This window comes from Pseudomonas laurylsulfatiphila (genome assembly GCF_002934665.1).
GTDB classification, from domain to species: domain Bacteria; phylum Pseudomonadota; class Gammaproteobacteria; order Pseudomonadales; family Pseudomonadaceae; genus Aquipseudomonas; species Aquipseudomonas laurylsulfatiphila.
The window spans coordinates 381,691-401,992 of the sequence record NZ_NIRS01000001.1 but is presented as its reverse complement, the minus strand read 5'-3'; the positions used below and the strand labels follow the sequence as shown (position 1 = coordinate 401,992).

At 62.2% G+C, this 20,302-nt stretch carries 19 protein-coding genes; 13 read left to right on the top strand and 6 right to left on the bottom strand.

Annotated elements, in window-relative coordinates:
* Positions 1–6 precede the first annotated feature (6 nt).
* The 4 genes from CD175_RS01800 to nahK all read left to right on the top strand — a co-directional run bounded on the left by CD175_RS01800 (position 7) and on the right by nahK (position 6,202).
* Entirely contained in the window at positions 7–813 is an 807-nt protein-coding gene (locus CD175_RS01800) for a sulfite exporter TauE/SafE family protein (protein ID WP_007976598.1), read from the top strand.
* A gap of 209 nt (positions 814–1,022) precedes the next feature.
* Positions 1,023–2,207 (top strand): porin, encoded by a 1,185-nt coding sequence (locus CD175_RS01795; RefSeq protein ID WP_104447423.1) that lies wholly within the window; start codon positions 1,023–1,025, stop codon positions 2,205–2,207.
* Positions 2,208–2,481: 274 nt separating this feature from the next.
* Positions 2,482–3,639 carry a nitric oxide-sensing protein NosP gene (gene nosP / locus CD175_RS01785; RefSeq protein WP_104447422.1) on the top strand — a complete coding sequence of 386 codons (1,158 nt, stop codon included), beginning with the start codon at positions 2,482–2,484 and terminating at the stop codon, positions 3,637–3,639.
* Complete coding sequence (gene nahK / locus CD175_RS01780; protein WP_104447421.1) at positions 3,569–6,202, top strand: hybrid sensor histidine kinase/response regulator NahK/ErcS'; 2,634 nt, start codon at positions 3,569–3,571, stop codon at positions 6,200–6,202. The genes nosP and nahK overlap by 71 nt, the downstream gene beginning before the upstream one ends.
* 111 nt (positions 6,203–6,313) lie before the next feature.
* On the opposite strand, the gene CD175_RS01775 is transcribed toward nahK, so the two are convergent.
* The 6 genes from CD175_RS01775 to CD175_RS01750 form a co-directional block, all read right to left on the bottom strand.
* Positions 6,314–6,979, bottom strand: coding sequence for a response regulator transcription factor (locus CD175_RS01775; RefSeq protein ID WP_007976602.1), 666 nt, complete (start codon positions 6,977–6,979; stop codon positions 6,314–6,316).
* 56 nt (positions 6,980–7,035) lie between these two features.
* Positions 7,036–7,593, bottom strand: a complete 558-nt coding sequence (locus CD175_RS01770; RefSeq protein WP_104447420.1) for a PQQ-dependent catabolism-associated CXXCW motif protein — start codon at positions 7,591–7,593, stop codon at positions 7,036–7,038.
* A gap of 220 nt (positions 7,594–7,813) precedes the next feature.
* Positions 7,814–8,605, bottom strand: coding sequence for an ABC transporter permease (locus tag CD175_RS01765; RefSeq protein WP_104447419.1), 792 nt, complete (start codon positions 8,603–8,605; stop codon positions 7,814–7,816).
* Positions 8,602–9,333 (bottom strand): ABC transporter ATP-binding protein, encoded by a 732-nt coding sequence (locus tag CD175_RS01760; protein ID WP_104447418.1) that lies wholly within the window; start codon positions 9,331–9,333, stop codon positions 8,602–8,604. Before CD175_RS01760 ends, CD175_RS01765 begins: the two co-directional genes overlap by 4 nt.
* Positions 9,330–10,289, bottom strand: coding sequence for a YVTN family beta-propeller repeat protein (locus CD175_RS01755; protein ID WP_104447417.1), 960 nt, complete (start codon positions 10,287–10,289; stop codon positions 9,330–9,332). Before CD175_RS01755 ends, CD175_RS01760 begins: the two co-directional genes overlap by 4 nt.
* A gap of 30 nt (positions 10,290–10,319) precedes the next feature.
* Positions 10,320–11,504, bottom strand: a complete 1,185-nt coding sequence (locus CD175_RS01750) for an ABC transporter substrate-binding protein (RefSeq protein WP_104447416.1) — start codon at positions 11,502–11,504, stop codon at positions 10,320–10,322.
* A gap of 157 nt (positions 11,505–11,661) precedes the next feature.
* Between CD175_RS01750 and CD175_RS31270 the strand changes: the two genes are divergently transcribed.
* From CD175_RS31270 to pqqA, 9 genes are all read left to right on the top strand, one after another.
* Positions 11,662–11,826, top strand: coding sequence for a hypothetical protein (locus CD175_RS31270; protein WP_167399490.1), 165 nt, complete (start codon positions 11,662–11,664; stop codon positions 11,824–11,826).
* A 56-nt stretch (positions 11,827–11,882) separates the two neighbouring features.
* Complete coding sequence (pedF, locus tag CD175_RS01745; RefSeq protein ID WP_104447415.1) at positions 11,883–12,344, top strand: cytochrome c-550 PedF; 462 nt, start codon at positions 11,883–11,885, stop codon at positions 12,342–12,344.
* Between the two features lie 3 nt (positions 12,345–12,347).
* Complete coding sequence (locus CD175_RS01740; protein ID WP_104447414.1) at positions 12,348–13,223, top strand: substrate-binding periplasmic protein; 876 nt, start codon at positions 12,348–12,350, stop codon at positions 13,221–13,223.
* Positions 13,224–13,233: 10 nt separating this feature from the next.
* Complete coding sequence (locus CD175_RS01735; RefSeq protein ID WP_104447413.1) at positions 13,234–13,995, top strand: quinoprotein dehydrogenase-associated SoxYZ-like carrier; 762 nt, start codon at positions 13,234–13,236, stop codon at positions 13,993–13,995.
* 15 nt (positions 13,996–14,010) lie between these two features.
* On the top strand, positions 14,011–14,946 hold the full coding sequence (locus CD175_RS01730) for a quinoprotein relay system zinc metallohydrolase 1 (RefSeq protein ID WP_104447412.1): 936 nt from the start codon (positions 14,011–14,013) through the stop codon (positions 14,944–14,946).
* 286 nt (positions 14,947–15,232) lie between these two features.
* Positions 15,233–17,008 (top strand): PQQ-dependent methanol/ethanol family dehydrogenase, encoded by a 1,776-nt coding sequence (locus tag CD175_RS01720; RefSeq protein ID WP_104447410.1) that lies wholly within the window; start codon positions 15,233–15,235, stop codon positions 17,006–17,008.
* Between the two features lie 239 nt (positions 17,009–17,247).
* Positions 17,248–18,768: an acetaldehyde dehydrogenase ExaC gene (exaC, locus tag CD175_RS01715; RefSeq protein WP_104447409.1), complete on the top strand. Its 1,521-nt coding sequence runs from the start codon at positions 17,248–17,250 to the stop codon at positions 18,766–18,768.
* A gap of 317 nt (positions 18,769–19,085) precedes the next feature.
* Positions 19,086–20,003 (top strand): IS110 family transposase, encoded by a 918-nt coding sequence (locus CD175_RS01710; protein ID WP_104447282.1) that lies wholly within the window; start codon positions 19,086–19,088, stop codon positions 20,001–20,003.
* Positions 20,004–20,178: 175 nt separating this feature from the next.
* Entirely contained in the window at positions 20,179–20,250 is a 72-nt protein-coding gene (gene pqqA, locus CD175_RS01705) for a pyrroloquinoline quinone precursor peptide PqqA (RefSeq protein WP_003253598.1), read from the top strand.
* Positions 20,251–20,302: the final 52 nt, after the last annotated feature.

Here is a 20,302-nt window from a genome sequence, read left to right as displayed (position 1 = left end):
CTCCCTATGTTGCTGGCAAGTCTATTTGGCGTGGTGATGGGGTTGGTATTGGGGTTGACTGGAGCAGGCGGCGGGATTCTCGCGGTGCCGGCCCTGGTATTGGGATTGGGCTGGAGCATGACCCAGGCCGCACCGGTGGCGTTGTTTGCGGTGGGCAGTGCGGCAGCGGTCGGCGCCATCGATGGATTGCGTCATGGCCTGGTGCGGTATCGCGCGGCGTTGCTGATCGCCGCGCTCGGTGCGGTGTTTTCGCCGGTGGGCATCTATTTCGCCCATCAGTTGCCGGAAAAAATCCTGATGATCCTGTTCAGCCTGCTGATGGTCATGGTGGCCTGGCGGATGTTGCGCCGTGAACGCAAGGACGAAGGCCCGAGCGACCACGGGCACGCGAACTGGGGCCAGAAAAACTGCATGCTCGATCAACAGACCGGGCGCTTTTCCTGGACCGCCAAATGCACCGCGACCCTCGCCGCGCTCGGAGCGGTCACGGGTGTGGTCTCGGGGTTGCTGGGGGTGGGCGGCGGCTTTCTGATCGTCCCGGCGTTCAAGCAACTGACCGATGTGCAGATGCGCGGGATCATTGCCACCTCGCTGATGGTGATCAGCCTGATTTCGGCCATCGGCGTGATCGGCGCGTTCCATGCCGGCGTGCGCATCGACAGTGTGGGTGCCACCTTCATTGGCGCGAGCATTATCGGCATGATCATCGGCCGCAAGCTGTGCGCCCGGGTGCCGGCGCGGGCGTTGCAGGTCGGGTTCGCCAGCATCTGCGTAGTGGTCGCCGCCTACATGTTGCTCAAGGCTAACGCCTAGCCGGTAGCGGTTCCTGTGGATGCCAGTCGGGTCCACAGGCCTACGCCCTAAGTGGCGAGCCTCGCCGACGAGCGGTCTTACGCCATAGCGGTCACGCGCCGCCAACCAATCCAAAGCACCTCAAAACCAGCCCCAAGGCAGCGTATGGCGCCGCCCGTCAGGTTTCGATAATCGCCTCCGACACTCAGTCCCCCGTTTCGGAGCGCGCCATGCACAACAATAAGAACGTCACGCATCGTTTTCTGCCAGCCTTTATCGCCAGCCTGTCTGCCCTGGGCCTGAGCCAGGTGGCTGAGGCGGATATCATGCTGTACGACAAGGACCAGACCACGTTCTCCACCGACGGCTACATCAACGCCTTCTACGTGAACAGCGATGTCGACCGCGCCGGCGATCAGTACGACCGTCGGCAGTCGCGGGTCAAGATGGGCTTTTTGCCCAACTACCTGGGGTTCAACATGGGCAAGCAGGTAGACGATCTCAAGCTCGGCGCCCGTGCCTCGTTCTGGGTCACCATCAACGACAGCCAAGCCAACGGCACCGACACTGCCATCGATGTGCGGCAGTTCTTCGGCACCGTGGCCAACCCGGAGTGGGGCGAGGTGCTGATCGGCAAGGACTTCGGCTTGTTCGCCCGTTCCAATATCCTGCTCGACGAAATGCTCGCCGGTTACGGCCAGGTCAGCGATACGCTGGGGCTGGTGGATGGCGGCGGGGTGTCGTTTGGCAACATCGGCACCGGCTACCCGTATCCGTTCCCCACTTCGCAGATCACCTATCGCACCCCGGTGATGGACGGCCTGCGCGTGGCGGTCGGCATCATGGACCCGGTGGACACCAACGACAGCAGCCCGACGGGCAAGGCCTATCAGGAAAACCCGCGTACCGAGAGCGAAGTCACCTATCAGTTCGACCTGGCGGGGGCCAAGATCTACAGCTGGGTCAACGGCAGCTACCAGACCTCGGACAACACCGACTCGACAGTCGAGACCGTTACCTCCAAGGGCGTCGGTTATGGCGTGCAGGCGAAGATGGGTGGCTTGTCCCTCACCGGGTCCGGCTTCCAGGCCAAGGGCATCAACCCGTTTTTCACCAACAATGCCGGCGAGCCGACCCTGCGCAACGTCGACAGCGACGGCTACCTGATGCAGGGCTCCTACAAACTGGGCAAGAACCGCCTGGCCTTGTCCTACGGCAAGACCAATGACGACGGCAACGGCGTGGTCGGCAGCGGTGCGGACTATGAGACCCGCGGCATCGCGTTGTTCCATGACGTGAACGACAACCTCAAGCTGGTGGCCGAGTACAACCAGTTCGAAATCAACGGCCACGACACCGATGAGCAGAACGAAGACACCGACACCTTTGCCGTGGGCGCGGTGCTGACCTGGTAGCAGGCTGGAATACAAATAATTGTGGGAGCGAGCTTGCTCGCGATGGCTGAGTGTCAGGCGACATGGATGTTGGCTGTGATGGCCCCATCGCGAGCAAGCTCGCTCCCACAGGGTTACCGGGTGTACGCAACACCTGCGGATAACCAACACTAGTGTGGGAGCTTTATCTGTCTCATCCCATCGAAGCGGCTACCCGCTACCCAAGTAGCATTCGTCGCCCCCCACAGACTTCGTACACTCGTGCCTCATATACACGCACCTGCGGGAGGTAAGGATGCAGCAGAGCGAAGGCGTCGTCAGTGCAATGTCCCAGGCCACCGATGCCCGGCAGGTCGCGCAGGAACTGGCACGACAGTTGTTGCATCCGCACCTGGGGTTCGTGCTGTTCTTCTGTTCCGCCGAATACGACTTGCAGGTGCTGGGCCAGGCCTTGCAGCAAAGCTTCGGCGGCATTCGCCTGGCGGGCTGCACCAGCGCCGGGGAAATCACCCCGCTGGGCTATGGACGCAATTGCGTGACGGCGGTGGGTTTCGACCACCGGCACTTTTCCATCTCGATCGAGCTGATCGACCAGATGGAGCACTTCAGCCTGATCGACGCCCAGCAAATGGTCGAGCGCCTGGTCAGTGGCTGTCGCAGCAACACCCTGGCCCCGATCAAGGGCAACAGCTTTGCCCTGACCCTGCTCGATGGTCTGTCCAGCCGCGAAGAAATGGTCCTGGCGGCCTTGAGTGCGGCCTTGGGCGACATTCCGCATTTCGGCGGCTCGGCCGGCGACGATAACTACCTGACCCATACCCATGTGTACTTCGATGGCGAGTTCCACAGCGGGGCAGCCGTGGTGGTGCTGGTCAATACCTGGCTGGATTTCGAAGTGTTCACCACCCACCACGTGCTGCCCCGCGCCGAAAAACTGGTGGTCACCGGGGCCGACAGCACCTTGCGCCGGGTCTTCGAGCTCAATGCCGAGCCGGCTGCCGAGGAGTACGCCCGGCACATCGGCGCGCCGGTGGCGCAGCTCGATCACCGGGTCTTCGCCGCGCACCCGTTGGCGGTGCGGATCAACCAGCAGTACTACGTGCGGGCCATCCAGCAGGTGCATCCGGACCTGAGCCTGAGTTTCTACTGCGCCGTGGAAAACGGCATCGTCCTCACCGCCATGACCCCGGGGCCGATGCTGCCGAACCTGCAGCGCCTGTTCGAGGGGTTGCAGGAGCGCCTGGGCGATTTGCTGCTGACCATCGGTTGCGACTGTTTCCTGCGGCGTCTGGAACTCGAAGACGACGGCAGCCTTGATCAGATCGGCGGTTTTTTGCGCGAGCAACGGGTGATGGGTTTCAACACCTACGGAGAACAGTTCAATGGCATGCACATCAACCAGACCTTCACCGGCGTTGCCATTGCCCGTGGCCGTGCCCCAGGACATCGCTGAGCTGCAGGCCGAACTGGCCGGGCTGCGCCTGGACAACCATAAACTGCAGCGCATCAACGCCGCGCTGATCGAACGGGTCGAGTCCGGGGGAACCCGCGGCAACGATCCGTATGCGGCATTCCAGCATTCGGTGGTGCTGGCCGAGCAAGTCCGCGAACGCACCGATGCCCTGAACCAGGCCATGGCCGAACTCAAGGCCGGCAATCATTTGCTCAGCGAAGCCCGCCTGCGCGCGGAAACGGCGCACCAACACCTGATCGATGCCATCGAAAGCATTTCCGACGCCTTCGTGCTGTTCGACGCCGACCAGCGCATCGTGCTGTTCAACAGTCGCTTCAAGGCGTTCTGGAGCAACAGCCGGGTGCGGATCAACGCCGGCATGCGCCTGACCGAGGTCAAGCGGCTGATGATGAACAACGCCCTGTTCACCGAAGAGCCGCGCGGGCATGCCGACGAAAACCTGCTTTACCGCCTGCAGAACGGGCGCTGGCTGCAAGTCAGCGAGCGGCCGACCCAGGAAGGGGGGCGGGTGATCCTGTTCACCGACATTACCGACGTCAAACTCAGCGAAACCGTACGCCGTGAGCAGGCGGTGGCGCAGAAGTCGCATCTGTTGCAACGGGCCGTCGACAACCTGTCCCAAGGGGTGGCGATGGTCAGCGCCGAGGGCATCCTGGAGTTGTGGAACCGGCGCTTCCTGGAGTTGAGTGGCCTGGCGCCGGTGGCGGCCCATCGCCCGTTTGCCGAAGTGATCGCCGACAGCGAGCTGAACCTGCTGACCCCGGCCAGCCGCGATGGCAACGGACGACCGGTGCGTGAATGCGAGCAGCGCCTGTACGATGGCCGGGTCCTGGAAATCCGCACCCATCCGTTGCCCACCGGCGGTTTCGTCAACACCTTCACCGACATTACCGAGCGCTACCAGCACGCCGAGGCGCTGAGTGAAAGCGAACACTGGATTCGCCTGATCACCGATCACGTACCGGCATTGATTGCCTACCTCAATGCCGACCTGGTCTACGAGTTCACCAACAAGGTCTACGAAGAGTGGTACTGCTGGCCCCGCGGCGTGATGCTCGGCCAGAGCCTGCGCGAAGTGCACAGCGAACAGCATTACCAGCGGCTGGAGCCCTACGTGGCCAGGGCACTGGCCGGTGAGAGCGTAACGTTCGAGTTCGCCGAAACCAACGTCAACAACCAGGAGCGCTACATGCTGCGCTCTTATGTGCCCAACCGTCTGGCCAGTGGCGAGGTGGTGGGAATCTTCGTGCTGATCCGCGACATCACCGAACGCCGCCGCACTGCCGAGGCGCTGCATCAGGCGTATCAGAACCTGGAGCTGCGGGTACGCGAGCGCACGGCGGAATTGACCACCCTCAACGACCAACTGCTGCGTGAGATCGATGAGCGTCGCCTGGTCGAGTCACGCTTGCGCGAGGCCAAGCAGGAGGCCGAGCAGGCCAACCTGTCGAAGACCAAGTTCCTCGCCGCCGTCAGCCATGACCTGCTGCAACCGTTGAATGCCGCGCGCCTGTTTACCAGTGCCTTGCTGGAACGGCGCGAGCCGATGTCCAGCGAGACGCTGGTGCGCAACGTGAGCAATTCCCTGGAAGATGTGGAGAACCTGCTCGGCACCCTGGTGGATATTTCCAAGCTCGATGCGGGGGTGATCAAGGCCGACATTGCGCCGTTCGCCCTCAGTGAACTGCTGGACAACCTGGCCGCCGAATACACCCAGGTGGCGCGCAGTGAAGGCCTGCAATTGCACTTCATCGGCTGTTCGGCGCTGGTGCGCAGTGACATCCAGCTGCTGGCGCGGATCCTGCGCAACCTGCTGAGCAATGCGATTCGCTATACCTACAGTGGCCGCGTGGTGCTCGGTTGCCGGCGGCATCATCAGTGCCTGACGATCGAAGTCTGGGACAGCGGCATGGGCATTGCCGAGCATCGTCTGGAGGAGATTTTCCAGGAATTCAAACGCGGCGATGTGCAGCGACCCGATCAGGATCGCGGTCTGGGTCTGGGCCTGGCGATCGTAGAGAAGATTGCCGGCATCCTTGGGCATCCCATTCATGTGCGTTCATGGCCGGGCCGGGGGTCGATGTTCTCGGTCGAAGTGCCGTTGAGCGCCACTGCGCCGAAGCCGCAGCCTGCGTTGCAGATGAGCGAGCCGATGCTCGAGCGCCTGCGGGGGGCGCGCATATGGGTGCTGGACAACGACGCGACCATTTGTGCCGGCATGCGCACCTTGCTGGAGGGGTGGGGGTGTCGGGTGGTGACGGCGTTGTCGGAGGAGGACCTGGCGCGGCAAGTGGACAATTTCCACGCCGAGGCCGACCTGCTGATTGCCGATTACCACCTGGACAACGATCGCAACGGTGTCGACGCCGTGGCGCGCATCAATGCCCGGCGCGCGTCACCGGTGCCGGCGATGATGATCACGGCCAACTACAGCAATGAACTTAAACAGCAGATCCGCGAACTGGGCCACACCCTGATGCACAAGCCGGTGCGGCCGATGAAGCTGAAGACGGCGATGAGTCATTTGCTTGGCCGACCTTGAATTTTTTACTGCTTGTGAGTCCCCTTCGCGAGCAGGCTCGCTCCCACAGAGACAGCACCGTACCTGTGGGAGCGAGCCTGCTCGCGAAGGGGGCGACACGGTCTTGCTGACTCAACGCCGCAGATAAGACCCGAAATCAATATCCCCGGCACTCAGGATCGCCTGCACCCGGTTGTGCACGTTGAGCTTGCGCAGGATCGCCGAGACATGGGCCTTGACCGTGGTCTCGGCGATTTCCAGGGTGTAGGCGATCTGCTTGTTAGATTCGCCCTTGGTCATGCGTTCCAGCACCTGCAGTTGCTTGCGGGTCAGGGCCTGGAGCAGTTCGGGCGGGAAGCTCGGGGTGTCGTTCATCCGCCGGTGGGTGCTGCTTTTGGCGGTGCGGATGATGTCCGGGGGCAGGTAGACATTGCCATTGAGAATCTGCTGGATGGCATCGGTCATCTGGGCGCGGGGTGAAGATTTGGTGATGAAACCCACCGCGCCATAGGTAATGGCCTGCAGCACGATCTGCTTGTCCTGTTCGGCGGAGACAATCACCACCGGAATGGTCGGCGCTTCGTTACGCAGGTTGATCAGGCCGTTGAGCCCGTGCATGCCGGGCATGTTCAGGTCGAGCAGGATCAGATCCAGGTCATCGTGTTCCTGGGTCAGGGCCAGGGCGCTGTCCAGGTCGGCGGTTTCCATCACTTCGCTGCCGGCAAATCCGTCGCTGATGACGTTGTGGATGGCTTCGCGAAACAGCGGGTGATCGTCGGCAATCAGAATTTTGTACATGGCCTTTCACCTCATTATTTTGATTATGGTGTGGCAACAACACGCACGCGTAAAGCTCAGGGAAAGGGTTCGGGCCGGGCTGGCGAAACCGGCAGATTGGCCGCTTGCCAGGCGTCCAGGCCATCGCGATACCAATACAGGGTCTTATAGCCCATGGTGGCTGCGCGCTTGACCGCATTCCAGCTCAACCAGCAGTCGGAGCGGCAATAGAAGACCAGCGGTTGCGTCGGGTCGCCGGCGGTCAGCTTTTTCAGGTTGGCGGCGAAATAGTCCTGCCATTGCGGCGTCAGCTCACCGTCACCGGTATTGGCCAGCCAATGGCTGCCGGGCAGGTTTTCATGGGGCTGGTCTTCGATGAATTGCCCTTGCAGCCACTGACGGCGGTAGACATCGATCAGCAGCGGGCGCGGGGTTTGGCCGAGCAGGGCTTGCAGGGTGTGGGTATCGACGATGGTTGCGCCTTGCAGCTGGTCGGGCGTCGGGCTGCGGTACAGGCCGATGCGATAGCCGTCGCTGGAGAACAGCGCGGTGTCGGCCTGCGCGGTGCTCAGCAGCAGGCCCAGCGACAGGACGGCGAGAGTAGGGCGCAACAGGCAACGTCGGGCACGCGGCATGGGTTCAGTCCTTATAGTTATGGACCTATTACATGCCAGTCGGGGGACGTTGGGAATGCGACGATAGACAGGGAAACCAGTACTAAAGTAGTAATTTCACCCTGCTTAATGAAGAACCCCTGTGGGAGCGAGCTTGCTCGCGATAGCGTTATGTCAGTCAATTCATTTATTGAATGTGCCGCCGCTATCGCGAGCAAGCTCGCTCCCACAGGGAATGTATTTACCCAGCCTTACGCAAGGCTGCATGCTGCGGGTTGAAGGTCAGTACGGCGAGCAATGCAAACAGCAGCGTCAGCCCCATGCACACTGCCAGCGCCAGCGGATTGAAGTGTTCATACAGGGCAAAACGCACCAGCTCCACCGCATGGGTGAACGGATTCACCGCGCATAGCCAGTACAACCATTCGCTGGCCTCGCGCATCTTCCACAGCGGATACAGCGCCGATGACAGGAAAAACAGCGGGAAGATCACGAAATTCATCACCCCGGCAAAGTTCTCCAGCTGGCGGATCGCGTTCGACAGCAACAGGCCCAGTGCGCTGAGCATCAACGCCACCAGCAGCAGCGCCGGCAACGCCAGTAACAGGCCCATGGCCGGTGGCCGCACGCCGTAGACCCAGGCAATCGCCAGGAACGCATACACCTGCAACAACGAAATCAGTGAGGTGGCCAGCAGCTTGCTGCACAGCAGGAAGGTACGCGGCAGAGGGCTGGTCAGCAGCACGCGCATGCTGCCCATCTCGCGGTCGTAGACCATCGACAGAGACCCCTGCATGCCATTGAACAGCAGGATCATGCAGGCCAGACCGGGGATGATGTAGACCTCGTAGGGGATATAGGTGTCGTAGGGTTCGATGATCGCTATCCCCAGCGCTGCGCGAAAACCGGCGGCGAACACCAGCAACCACAGCAACGGCCGCACCAGGGCGCTGAGAAACCGCGTGCGTTGCAGCACAAAGCGCAGCCACTCGCGCAGCACGATACCGCTGAAACATTGCCAGTAAGCGTTCATTGGGCAGCTCCCGATGTAGTCAGGCGGGTGAAGGCCGAACCGAGGTCACCGCCGTGTTCCAGACTCAGGGCATCGGCCTGCCCGCTGGCCACCAGCCGGCCTTGATGCAGGATCAGCAGGTCATCGCTGGGTTGCACTTCGTCGAGCAGGTGGGTGGTCCAGAGCACGCTGATGTGCTCCTCGCGACACAGGCTGCGGATGTGCTGGTTGAGCGCCAGGCGACTCGCCGGGTCGAGGCCGACACTGGCTTCATCGAGCAGCAGCAGGCGCGGCTCATGCAACAGGGCGCGGGCAATTTCCACCCGGCGACGATGGCCGCCATTGAGTTCACGCACCCGTTCGCGGCGGCGCTCGGTCAGGGCCTGGCGGGCCAGTTCGGCGTTGACCCGAAGGTCGGTCTGGCGCCGGGACAGGCCATGCAATGCCGCGTGATAACGCAGGTTCTGCTCGACGCTGAGGTCCAGGTCCAGGGTGCTCTGCTGGAACACCACGCCCAATTGCCTGAGCGCCGGGCGTGCCGCGCTGCGCAATGAACAGCCACCGACGCGGATCTCGCCGTGCTGCAGATCATAGAGCCGGGTCAGCAGGGCAATCAGGGTCGACTTGCCGGCACCGTTGGGTCCCAGCAGCGCGGCGAAACGCCCGGGTTCCAGGCTGAAACTTACCTTGCGCAAGGCCTCCCGGGCGCCGTAGGCAAAGCTCAGGTCACTGACTTCAAGGGCGTTCATGGTGTCACCACCACGCCCCAGGGATAGCGCCCGACCTTCACCGATTTGCTGACCTTGAGGCTGTCGACATCGATCACCGAGACATCGCCGCTGACGCCGTTGGTGGCCAGCAACTGCTTCTGATCCGGGGTGAACGCCATCTGCCAGACCCGTCGACCCACCAGCAGGTAATCGAGTATCTCGTAAGTCTTGGCATCGATCACTGCCACATGATTGGCCGGGCCGAGGGCGACGAAGCCGTACTTGCCATCGGCGCTGAGCTTGATGCCGACCGGCTGGACCTTGTCCGGGTGCACGCCCTTGATCTGGAAGTTCAGGGTCTTGAGCACGGTGCGGCTGGCCACATCGAGAATGGTCACGGTGCCGCCGATTTCCGCCGAGGCCCAGAGCTTGGCGCCATCGGGGGAGAACTCGACAAAGCGCGGACGCTGGTCCACCAGGGTGCTGTCGGCCAGGGTCTGGGTACTGGTGTCGATCCAGTGCAGCATGTTGGTGGTTTCGCTGGTGTTGACCGCCCACTGTCCGTCAGGGCTGACGGCCATGCCCTCGGGCTCGACGCCGACATCGATCTGGCCGAGTACCTTGGAGGTCTCGGTGTCGATCACCGTCACCAGCGCATCGTCTTCGTTGGAGACGTACAGCCAGCGGTTGTTCGGGTGCAGGGCGAATTGCTCGGGGTCTTTGCCCGAGGGCAGTTCCTTGATGATCTTGCGTGTGGCCACGTCCATCACCTGGACCCGGTCCGAGTCGCTGGCGCAGATGTACAACAGCTTGTTGTCATGGGACAGCAGCAGGCCGCGAGGGCGCTGGCCGACGGGCAGGGTGTCGGTGACTTGCAGGGTCTGCAGGTCGATCAGGCTCAGGCTGTTGTCCTTTTCGTTGGAGACCCAGGCAGTGCTGGCAACGGCATGGCCAGCGGCGAGCAGCAAGGTGCACGAGAGCAGGGTGCGGCGCATGGCGGATTCCTTGTTGTTGTGATGTTCGGATCAGGGAAAGCGGCAGCTGACTTCGGGTTTGTCGTAGCCCAGGCTGTCCATCTCGTTGAACGGGTGCAGAAAGCCCTCCTGGGGTGAAGTGCTGACCAGCGCCCTGGGCTGGACGATGGGAATCGGCTGGCGCAACTGGCCGTTCCACGGGCGGTAGCTGAGCTTGCGACCCTTGAAACCGTCGAGGGGCAACTGGTCGCTGATTTCAAGTGCACGGATCGCCATCGGCTCGGCCTGGCGCAACTTGCTCACGGCGCTGGCGATGCTGCGCACGGCCATCCAGGCGGCGAAATCGCGGTCATTCATCCAGCGCCCGGTCAGGGCTTCAAAGCGTTTTTGCAGCTGCGCGGCGCCGTAGGTTTCCACGGTCTTGTGCCAGCCCACCGGGGTCAGGCCCTGGGTGCCGGCGACCGGGCGCGGGTACCAGGTCTGGTAGGGCACGTATTCACCGAAGTCGCCGCGTTCATCGGCCACCAGTACCACGTCGTACTCGGCGGTCTGGGTGAACAGCGGCATGTCGGCCTGGGCGCTGCGGCGTTGGTCGTTATCGAAGCTCCAGGTTTTTTCCGCCACCAGTTGCAAGCCGAAACGCTTGGCCCCGCGGCGCAGGGCGGCGGCATAGGCTTGATCGTCCGGCGTCGGGCCGACAATCAGCAGCGCCCGCTGCCATTTGCGCAACACCAGAAACTGCGCCAGTGCATCGGCGAGCATCGCCCGGCTCGGCAAGGTGTGCAGCACGTTCGGCAGGCAAGCGGTGGTGCGCAGGCTGTCATCGGCACTGCCGGCGTTGAAAAGCAAACTGTCGGGCAGTGCCGCACTCAATTGGCGCAGGCTGGCCGCGGGGGCATTCACCACAAACAGGCGCAGGCCTTGTTCGTGCTGAGCCTTCGCCGCTTCGAGCAAGGCTTCGGGGCTGTCGACGCTGGCGCTGACCAGGCTGTAGCCGTGGTTGAGAAAACGCCCGGTGCTGTTGCTGTCGGTGATCGCCAGTTCGGCGCCGCGCAGCCCGGCATCGATGGGCTCGGGGATGACGTTGGACAGCAACGGGCCGGGGTCGGGGCGATAGCCCAGGTAGCCGATCCGCACCTGCAAGGGCGCATCGGCGGCCTGGCTTTGGGTGGCCAGGCCGGCGGCGCAGGCAATCGCCAGCAGGTAGATCAGGGCGTAAGGGGCAAGCTGGCGCATAAGGCTCTCCATGACCGTTAGCGCCAGCATAGGAAGCCTTTGGTGCAGTGAAAATATGCAGAAAGTACCGAAGGGCCAGTACCAAGGTAGTAGCCCGCCACACACGGCGCGGTCCTAGCATGGGCAACCACGGCCATTGATCTGGAGGGGATTGACCATGCGTATCGTCAAAGCACTGCTCCTGCCGTTTCTGCTGATCCTGACCCTGATCGGCGTCGACCGGCTCCAGGGCCCGCGTCCGGTGTCCAACGATCGCCTTACGACCAAGGGAGTAGGTGGCGACCACCAAAGCAGCATGGGGTCTGGGCGCAGGGCTTTCTAAGATGGCTGCCATAGCCTCTGCCAAGAGGTTTTGCGTGCAATCCAGAGGGCATGACAATGACAACAAAATGCAACGCCTTGCTCGTGACCGGGCTATTGGCCAGTTTGATCAGCGCAGGTTCCGTCTGGGCCCACGGCAACGTGGTCCCACAAGCCGTGGCCACCCCGGGGCTGACCCCGATCAAGGAAGCCGGTGTGCAACTCGATGCCGATGGCTGGGCCGCGGTGAACCCGTATCGCACCGCCCCGGAACACGACAAGGCAGTGGAAATCGGTGCCTCGGCCTACACCCAGAACTGCGCGGCCTGCCATGGCCTGGAGGCCAAGTCCGGCGGTATCGCCCCTGATTTGCGCATGCTCGATGTCGGCGAGGCGGGCGATGAATGGTTCGCCGAACGGGTGCGCCATGGTGCGGTACGCGACGGTCGCGTGTACATGCCGAAGATGGCCGACTACCTGAGCCAGGAAGCCCTGTGGGCGGTGCGCACTTATCTGGACACTGTGCACGTCGAGGAGTGACCCATGCGCCTGTTCGCGGTGTTGATCAGCGCTCTGTGGCTGTGCTGCCAGGCGGCGCAGGCGCAGGTTCGCAACTACGACGAAATGATCGCCGCCGGGGAGCTGAAGGTGGCGGTCTATAAGGACTTCGCCCCCTACAGTTTTGAACGTGCCGGCAAACCCCAGGGTGTCGATGTCGAGCTGGCCGAAGCCCTGGCCAAGGCGCTCGGCGTGCGCCTTACGCTGATCTGGGCGCCGGCCGGGGAAAAGCTCGACGACGACCTGCGCGATTACATCTGGCGTGCCAGTGCCTTGCACAACCAGCAACTGGCCGACCTGATGATGCGCGTGCCCTACGACCACGACTACGCGCAGAAGCGCAACGAGCTCGGTGAGCTGGTCAACGGCCATGTGGTGATGTTCGGTCCCTACCAGAACGAACAATGGCAGGTGGCCTATGACCGCCGAAGGCTGGACAAGGTCGCCAGCGTCGCGGTGTTCGAGCAGCACCCGATTGGTGTCGAAGTCGACAGCGTGCCGTCGTTCTACCTGACCTCGGTGTTCAACGGCGTGCTCGCCGGCAAGACCCATCACTATCCGGGCGTGCCCCAGGCGTTTGCCGCGATGAAGGCCGGCGAGGTCGACGCGGTGATGGCCATGCGCGGCGAAATCGACTGGCAAGTGCACGAAGCGGCCGACCCGCAGCTGGCGCTGGCAGAAAACGCCTACCCGAACATGGGCAAGCAGCTCTGGGAAATCGGCATGGCGGTGCACGAAAGCAACCGGCAACTGGCCTATGCCGTGGAAGAGGCGCTCGAAGGCCTGATCCGCGAGGGCGCGGTGAAGACCATCTACGGCCATTACGGCCTGCAGTACGACGTGCCCGAGATGTATCAATAAGGAGCAGGCGATGAAATGGCGAGGGAGTTGTCTGTTGGCCTGCTGGTTGAGCCTGGCGGCACAGGCTGGCGCGATCGATCCCGGCAAAGACCCGGTGCCATCGGTGATGTGGGCCTTTTATCAACAGCAGTTTCTGGGCAATGCGCCGTTCGTTTTCGATGAGCGGGTCAAGCTGCTGGCACCGCCGTTTGCCGAAGACGCCCGGCAGGTGCCGCTGGAAATCGACGCCCGGGCGCTCAAGGGCGAGGTGGTGAGAATCCTCGCCTGGGCAGAACTGAATCCGTTGCCGAAAATCGTCGACTTCCAGCCGCTGGATTCGGTTTTGCCCTGGCTGTCGTTGCGCATTCGCATCGAACAGGCCACACCCCTGCGCGCGGCGGTGTTGACCCGCGACGGCGTGTGGCATGTCGGCTCGACCCTGATTGACGCCGCAGGTGGCGGTTGCACCGCGCCGAGTGTGGTGCGCACCCAGCCGGGCTGGGAGGAACACATCGGCGAAGTGCTCGGCGGGCGCTATCCCCGGGACGGATTCAGCCGTGTGCGTATGCAGGTGGCCCATCCCATGGACAACGGCATGGTCAGCGGCATTCCGGAATTCTTCATCAACCATGCCGAGCTGCGCGACCACAACGAGCACGTGCTGGCCCGGCTGGAGCTGTTCCCCGCAGTCAGCGAAAACCCCAACCTGGCCTTTGACATCGAGGGGGCAGGGCAAACACGTCTGTTGCTACGGGACAACAGTGGCAATGAGTTCGATGCGTCGATCCCCTGACCCAAGGAGCGTGGCATGCGCTGGATCCTGTTGATGGTGTTAAGCGTCAGTCTGCCGGCCCTGGCCGATCTCGACTACTCACTCAAGCCCCGGCAGATCGCCCGGGACACCTGGCTGCTGGAAGGCAGCACCGATAATTTCGCCAAGGCCAACGGCGGCAACATCGTCAACACCGCATTTATCGTCACTGAACGCGGTGTGGTGGTGATCGACACCGGGCCGTCCCGGCGTTACGGCGAAGCAATGCGCAAGGCCATTGCCGCCACCACCGACAAGCCGGTGATCGAGGTCTTGTTGACCCATCACCACCCGGACCATGTACTGGGCAATCAAGCCTTCACCGACGTGCCGATCGGCGCCCTGGCCGGCACCACCGAGCTGTTGCACCGGCAAGGCGATGCCATGGCCGAGAATATGTACCGAATGGTCGGCGACTGGATGCGCGGCACCGAAGTAGTGTTGCCGACGCAGACGCTGACACCCGGCGTGAAAAGTTTTGGGAATCACGATTTGCGTCTGCTGAGCCTGGGTGGGCATACGGGCGCGGATCTGGCTATTCTCGACCAGCAAACCGGCGTGCTGTATGCCGGGGACCTGGTGTTTTATCAGCGGGCGTTGACCACGCCCAACAGTCCGGGGCTGTCAGTGTGGCTGGCGGACATCGCGACCCTGCAAGCTTTGCCCTGGACGCAGGTTGTGCCGGGCCATGGGCCGGTGGCCGGCGATCGACAACCCTTCGAGCAGATGCGCGATTACCTGACCTGGCTCGATCAGCTCATGCGCGACGGCGCGGCCAATGGCAGTGATATGGCGGAGATGATCCGCAGCCCCATCCCCGAACGCTTCGCCGGGATCAACCTGAGCCGTTATGAACTGATCCGCAGCGTCAGTCATCTGTACCCGCGCTACGAGCGCGAGCGGATGATGCGGGTGGATTCTGCCAGCAAATAGGCGACCACAAATCCTCTGTAGGAGCGAGCCTGCTCGCGATGGACGTTAACGATAACGCTGGCAGCCTGACACCCAGCGGTGTCCTTGAGTCCATCGCGAGCAGGCTCGCTCCTACAAAGAGGCCGGTGCCGTTCACAAAGTTTCGTGTCCATCTCCACCCACCCTGTACCAAGGAACTAGCAATCTCCTCATTGCGGGCAATTGTTGCCAGGGCGGCGGCGCCCAAGAATCTGCACCAGACCGGGAAAATTTCCGGACATAACAAAAATCCGCAGAGGAAGCCGTCATGACTCAACCCGCACGTCGCCAGCCCTTCGTCTTGAGCCTGCTGCTCAGTGCCATGCTGTTGTCCGGCCAGGCATTGGCCGGGGTTTCCGACCAGGACATTCTCCAGGATCCGAAGAACCCGGAACAGGTCGTGACCAACGGCCTCGGCGTTCAAGGGCAGCGCTACAGCCCGCTGGATATTCTCAACGTCGACAACGTCAAGGAACTGCGCCCGGCCTGGGCGTTTTCCTTCGGCGGTGAAAAACAGCGTGGCCAGCAAGCGCAGCCGATGGTCAAGGACGGCGTGATGTACATGACCGGTTCCTACTCCCGGGTCTTCGCCGTGGATGCGCGCACCGGCAAGAAACTCTGGCAATACGATGCGCGCCTGCCCGATGACATCCGCCCTTGCTGCGACGTGATCAACCGTGGCGTCGCGCTGTATGGCGACCTGGTGATCTTCGGCACCCTCGACGCCAAGCTCGTGGCGCTGAACAAGGACACCGGCAAGGTGGTGTGGAGCAAGAAAGTCGCCGACCACAAGGAAGGCTACTCGATCAGCGCCGCGCCGCTGGTGATCAACGGCAAGCTGATTACCGGCGTGGCCGGTGGCGAGTTCGGCGTGGTGGGCAAGATCGAAGCCTATGACCCGAAAAACGGTGATCTGCTGTGGACCCGGCCGACGGTCGAAGGCCATATGGGCTACGTCTACAAGGACGGCAAAGCGGTGGAGAACGGCATCTCCGGCGGCGAGGCGGGCAAGACCTGGCCGGGCGATCTGTGGAAAACCGGCGGTGCGGCTCCTTGGCTTGGCGGTTATTACGACCCGGAAACCAACCTGCTGCTGTTCGGTACCGGCAACCCGGCGCCGTGGAACTCGCACCTGCGCCCTGGCGACAACCTCTACTCCTCGTCGCGCCTGGCGCTCAACCCGGACGACGGCACCATCAAATGGCACTTCCAGAGCACGCCCCACGACGGTTGGGACTACGACGGCGTGAACGAGCTGGTGTCGTTCAACTACAGCGAAGGCGGCAAGGAAATCAAGGCGGCGGCCACCGCCGACCGTAACGGTTTCTTCTACGTGCTGGATCGTACCAACGGCAAATTCATCCGTGGCTTCCCGTTCGTGGACAAGATCACCTGGGCCACCGGCCTGGATAAGGACGGCCGGCCGATCTACAACGAAGCCAGCCGTCCCGGCGCCCCGGGTTCGGAAGTCAAGGGCAGCTCGGTGTTCGTGGCACCGGCGTTCCTCGGCGCGAAAAACTGGATGCCGATGGCCTACAACCGGGACACCGGGTTGTTCTATGTGCCGTCCAACGAATGGGGCATGGACATCTGGAACGAAGGCATCGCCTACAAGAAAGGCGCGGCGTTCCTCGGCGCCGGCTTCACCATCAAACCGTTGAACGAAGACTACATCGGCGTGCTGCGGGCCATCGATCCGAAAACCGGCAAGGAAGTCTGGCGTCACAAGAACTACGCGCCGCTGTGGGGCGGAGTGCTGACCACCAAGGGCAACCTGGTGTTCACCGGCACGCCTGAAGGTTTCCTGCAGGCGTTCAACGCCAAGACTGGCGAAAAGGTCTGGGAGTTCCAGACCGGCTCCGGCGTGCTCGGCTCGCCCATCACCTGGGAAATGGACGGCGAACAGTACGTCTCGGTGCTCTCCGGCTGGGGCGGCGCGGTACCGCTGTGGGGCGGCGAAGTGGCCAAGCGGGTGAAGGACTTCAACCAGGGCGGCATGCTCTGGACCTTCAAGCTGCCCAAGGATCTTGTAGCCAAGCATTAAACCTGTAGGAGCGAGCCTGCTCGCGATGGTCGTCAACGATCACGCTGGAAACCTGATACCCCGCGGCGTTCTCGGGTTCATCGCGAGCAGGCTCGCTCCTACAGTGATCGGTGTGAAACCTACGACCAAATAACGAGAGCCCCTCCTGCCAACGACGCATTCGTCTGGCACGCGGGGCTCTCTAGTATCGGCTCATCGCCTGTCAATACGACAGGCATCGACCCAGACAGAGGCCCACCATGATCTACGCACAACCCGGAACCCCAGGCGCCGTCATTACTTTCAAACCGCGCTACGGCAACTTTATCGGTGGCGAGTTCGTTGCCCCGATCAATGGCGAGTACTTCACCAACACCTCGCCGGTCAATGGTGAAGTGATCGCCGAGTTCCCGCGCTCCAGCGCCGCCGACATCGACAAGGCCCTCGACGCCGCCCATGCCGCTGCCGACGCCTGGGGCAAGACCTCGGCCCAGGACCGCTCCCTGGTGCTGCTGAAAATCGCCGACCGCATCGAGCAGAACCTTGAGGTCCTGGCCGTCACCGAAACCTGGGACAACGGCAAGGCCGTGCGCGAAACCCTGAACGCCGACGTACCGCTGGCAGCCGACCACTTCCGTTACTTCGCCGGCTGCATCCGTGCCCAGGAAGGCGGGGCTGCCGAGATCAACGAGCTGACCACGGCCTATCACTTCCATGAGCCCCTGGGCGTGGTCGGACAGATCATTCCGTGGAACTTCCCGCTGCTGATGGCCGCCTGGAAACTCGCCCCGGCGCTCGCCGCCGGCAACTGCATCGTGCTCAAGCCTGCCGAGCAAACGCCGTTGTCGATCATGGTGTTCGCCGAGCTGATCGCTGACCTGCTGCCAGCGGGCGTGCTGAACATCGTCCAGGGCTTCGGTCGCGAAGCCGGCGAGGCCCTGGCCACCAGCAAGCGCATCACCAAGATCGCCTTCACCGGTTCGACCCCGGTGGGCGCGCACATCATGCATTGCGCCGCCGAGAACATCATCCCGAGCACCGTCGAACTGGGCGGCAAGTCGCCGAACATCTTCTTCGAGGACATCATGAACGCGGAACCGGCGTTCATCGAAAAAGCCGCCGAAGGCCTGGTGCTGGCGTTCTTCAACCAGGGCGAAGTCTGCACCTGCCCGTCCCGGGCGCTGGTGCAGGAGTCGATCTACGAGCCGTTCATGGCCGAGGTGATGAAGAAGATCGCCAGGATCAAGCGCGGCAACCCGCTGGACACCGAGACCATGGTCGGCGCCCAGGCGTCCGAGCAGCAGTACGACAAAATCCTCTCGTACCTGACCATTGCCCAGGAGGAGGGCGCCGAACTGCTCACCGGCGGCGCGGCCGAGCGTCTGGAGGGCGACCTGTCCAGCGGTTACTACATCCAGCCGACCCTGCTCAAGGGCCACAACAAGATGCGCGTGTTCCAGGAAGAAATCTTCGGCCCGGTGGTGGGTGTCACCACCTTCAAGGACGAAGCCGAAGCCCTGGCGATTGCCAATGACAGCGAGTTCGGCCTCGGCGCCGGCCTGTGGACCCGCGACATCAACCGCGCCTATCGCATGGGCCGGGCGATCAAGGCCGGGCGGGTGTGGACCAACTGCTACCACCTGTACCCGGCGCATGCGGCGTTCGGCGGCTACAAGAAGTCCGGCGTCGGCCGGGAAAACCACAAGATGATGCTCGATCATTATCAGCAGACCAAGAACCTGCTGGTGAGCTACGACATCAATCCGCTGGGGTTCTTCTAACCCGCAAAAACACCACAAACCAAAATGTGGGAGCGGGCTTGCTCGCGAATACGGAGTCCCATTCAGCAGAAATGTTGACTGGCACACCGCTTTCGCGAGCAAGCCCGCTTGTGTCTAGATCTAGGGATAAACTCTGGGGTGAGAGAGGTGAATGGCAAGCTGTGAGTCCGCGGTGCTAAAAGCACGTGTGGGAGCCAAGCTGCCATCCACCTTTCCACTCTGGCCCATAAGCCCGAACAGTTGGACGAGCGCCACTCGAATCACAAGCGTGGGCAAAGCCAGAGCACTCTCACTCCTGAGTGTAAGAGGGTTTTGCCATGATTTCCTGGGTCGGCATCGATATCTCCAAATCAAACCTGGTTGTATGGGTTCAACCTCAAGGTGAAGGTTTTGACCTTCCCAATACGTCAGAAGGCTTTGTTGAGCTGATTGAGCGCCTGAGCCAGTACGAGGTTGACCGGGTTCTGCTGGAGGCCACCGGTGGGTACGAATGCAAGGTCATGGCGGCGCTGCAAGGCGCCAACTTCAAAGTGCTTAGAATCAATCCCCGCCGGGCCAGAGCCTTCGCCGTGGCCATGGGCAAGAATGCCAAGACCGACCCCATCGACGCGGCCGTGCTGGCGGACTTCGCTGAAGTGCTGCATGCATCCCGCGACAAGATCATTTCGCCGGAACGTGAAGCGCTGCGCGAGCTGATCCAGTTGCGCGAGCAGTTTGTTCAGCAACGAGACGACAACAAGCGCCGGCTTCAGCAAGTTCAACTACCCGCTGTTACCGTGGCGATCAAAGGTCTTGTTCACTACCTGCAAGTGCAGATCAAGCAGCTCGATAAAACCATCCATCAGAGCATGCATGAGCTGGATGCCGAAAAAGCCGAGCGACTCATTTCCGTTAAAGGCATCGGTACGGTGGCCACAGCCAGCTTGCTGGTTTATCTGCCCGAATTGGGAGCGCTTGATCGTCGTGAAGTGGCGGCCTTGGCGGGAATTGCGCCGTACAACGACGACAGTGGCAATCACAGCGGAAAACGTCAAATCTACGGAGGCAGAGCCCGCGTCAGACGTGCGCTTTACCTGTCTTGCTGGGTCGTGATCCGTCATCAGCCAGACTTCAAGGCACGTTATGACGCTCTTCGGGAGCGAGGCAAGAGCGCGAAAGTCGCGCTCATCGCCTGCATGCGGATCCTACTGATCAGGCTGAATGCCATGTTGCGGGACGGCACCGAGTGGCGGTGACGAGTGGCAGGGGGAAGACAGTTGCTCCCACATTGGTTATGTGTGTTTTGTAAGTCCTGCAACACCCCCTACCAAATCACCCCGCCAACTCCTTCGAAAGTAGCATTCGGGCACTCAACGCCCCGTGCATTAATGGCTCTACCGGAATCACCCGGCACAAGAAGAGGAATGACCCATGTGGACTAAACCCGCGTTTACCGATCTGCGCATTGGCTTCGAAGTGACGATGTATTTCGCCAACCGTTGAATGATCACCCGGCCAGCCGATGGGTTGGCCGGACCTGCCTCCTGGAGCATCC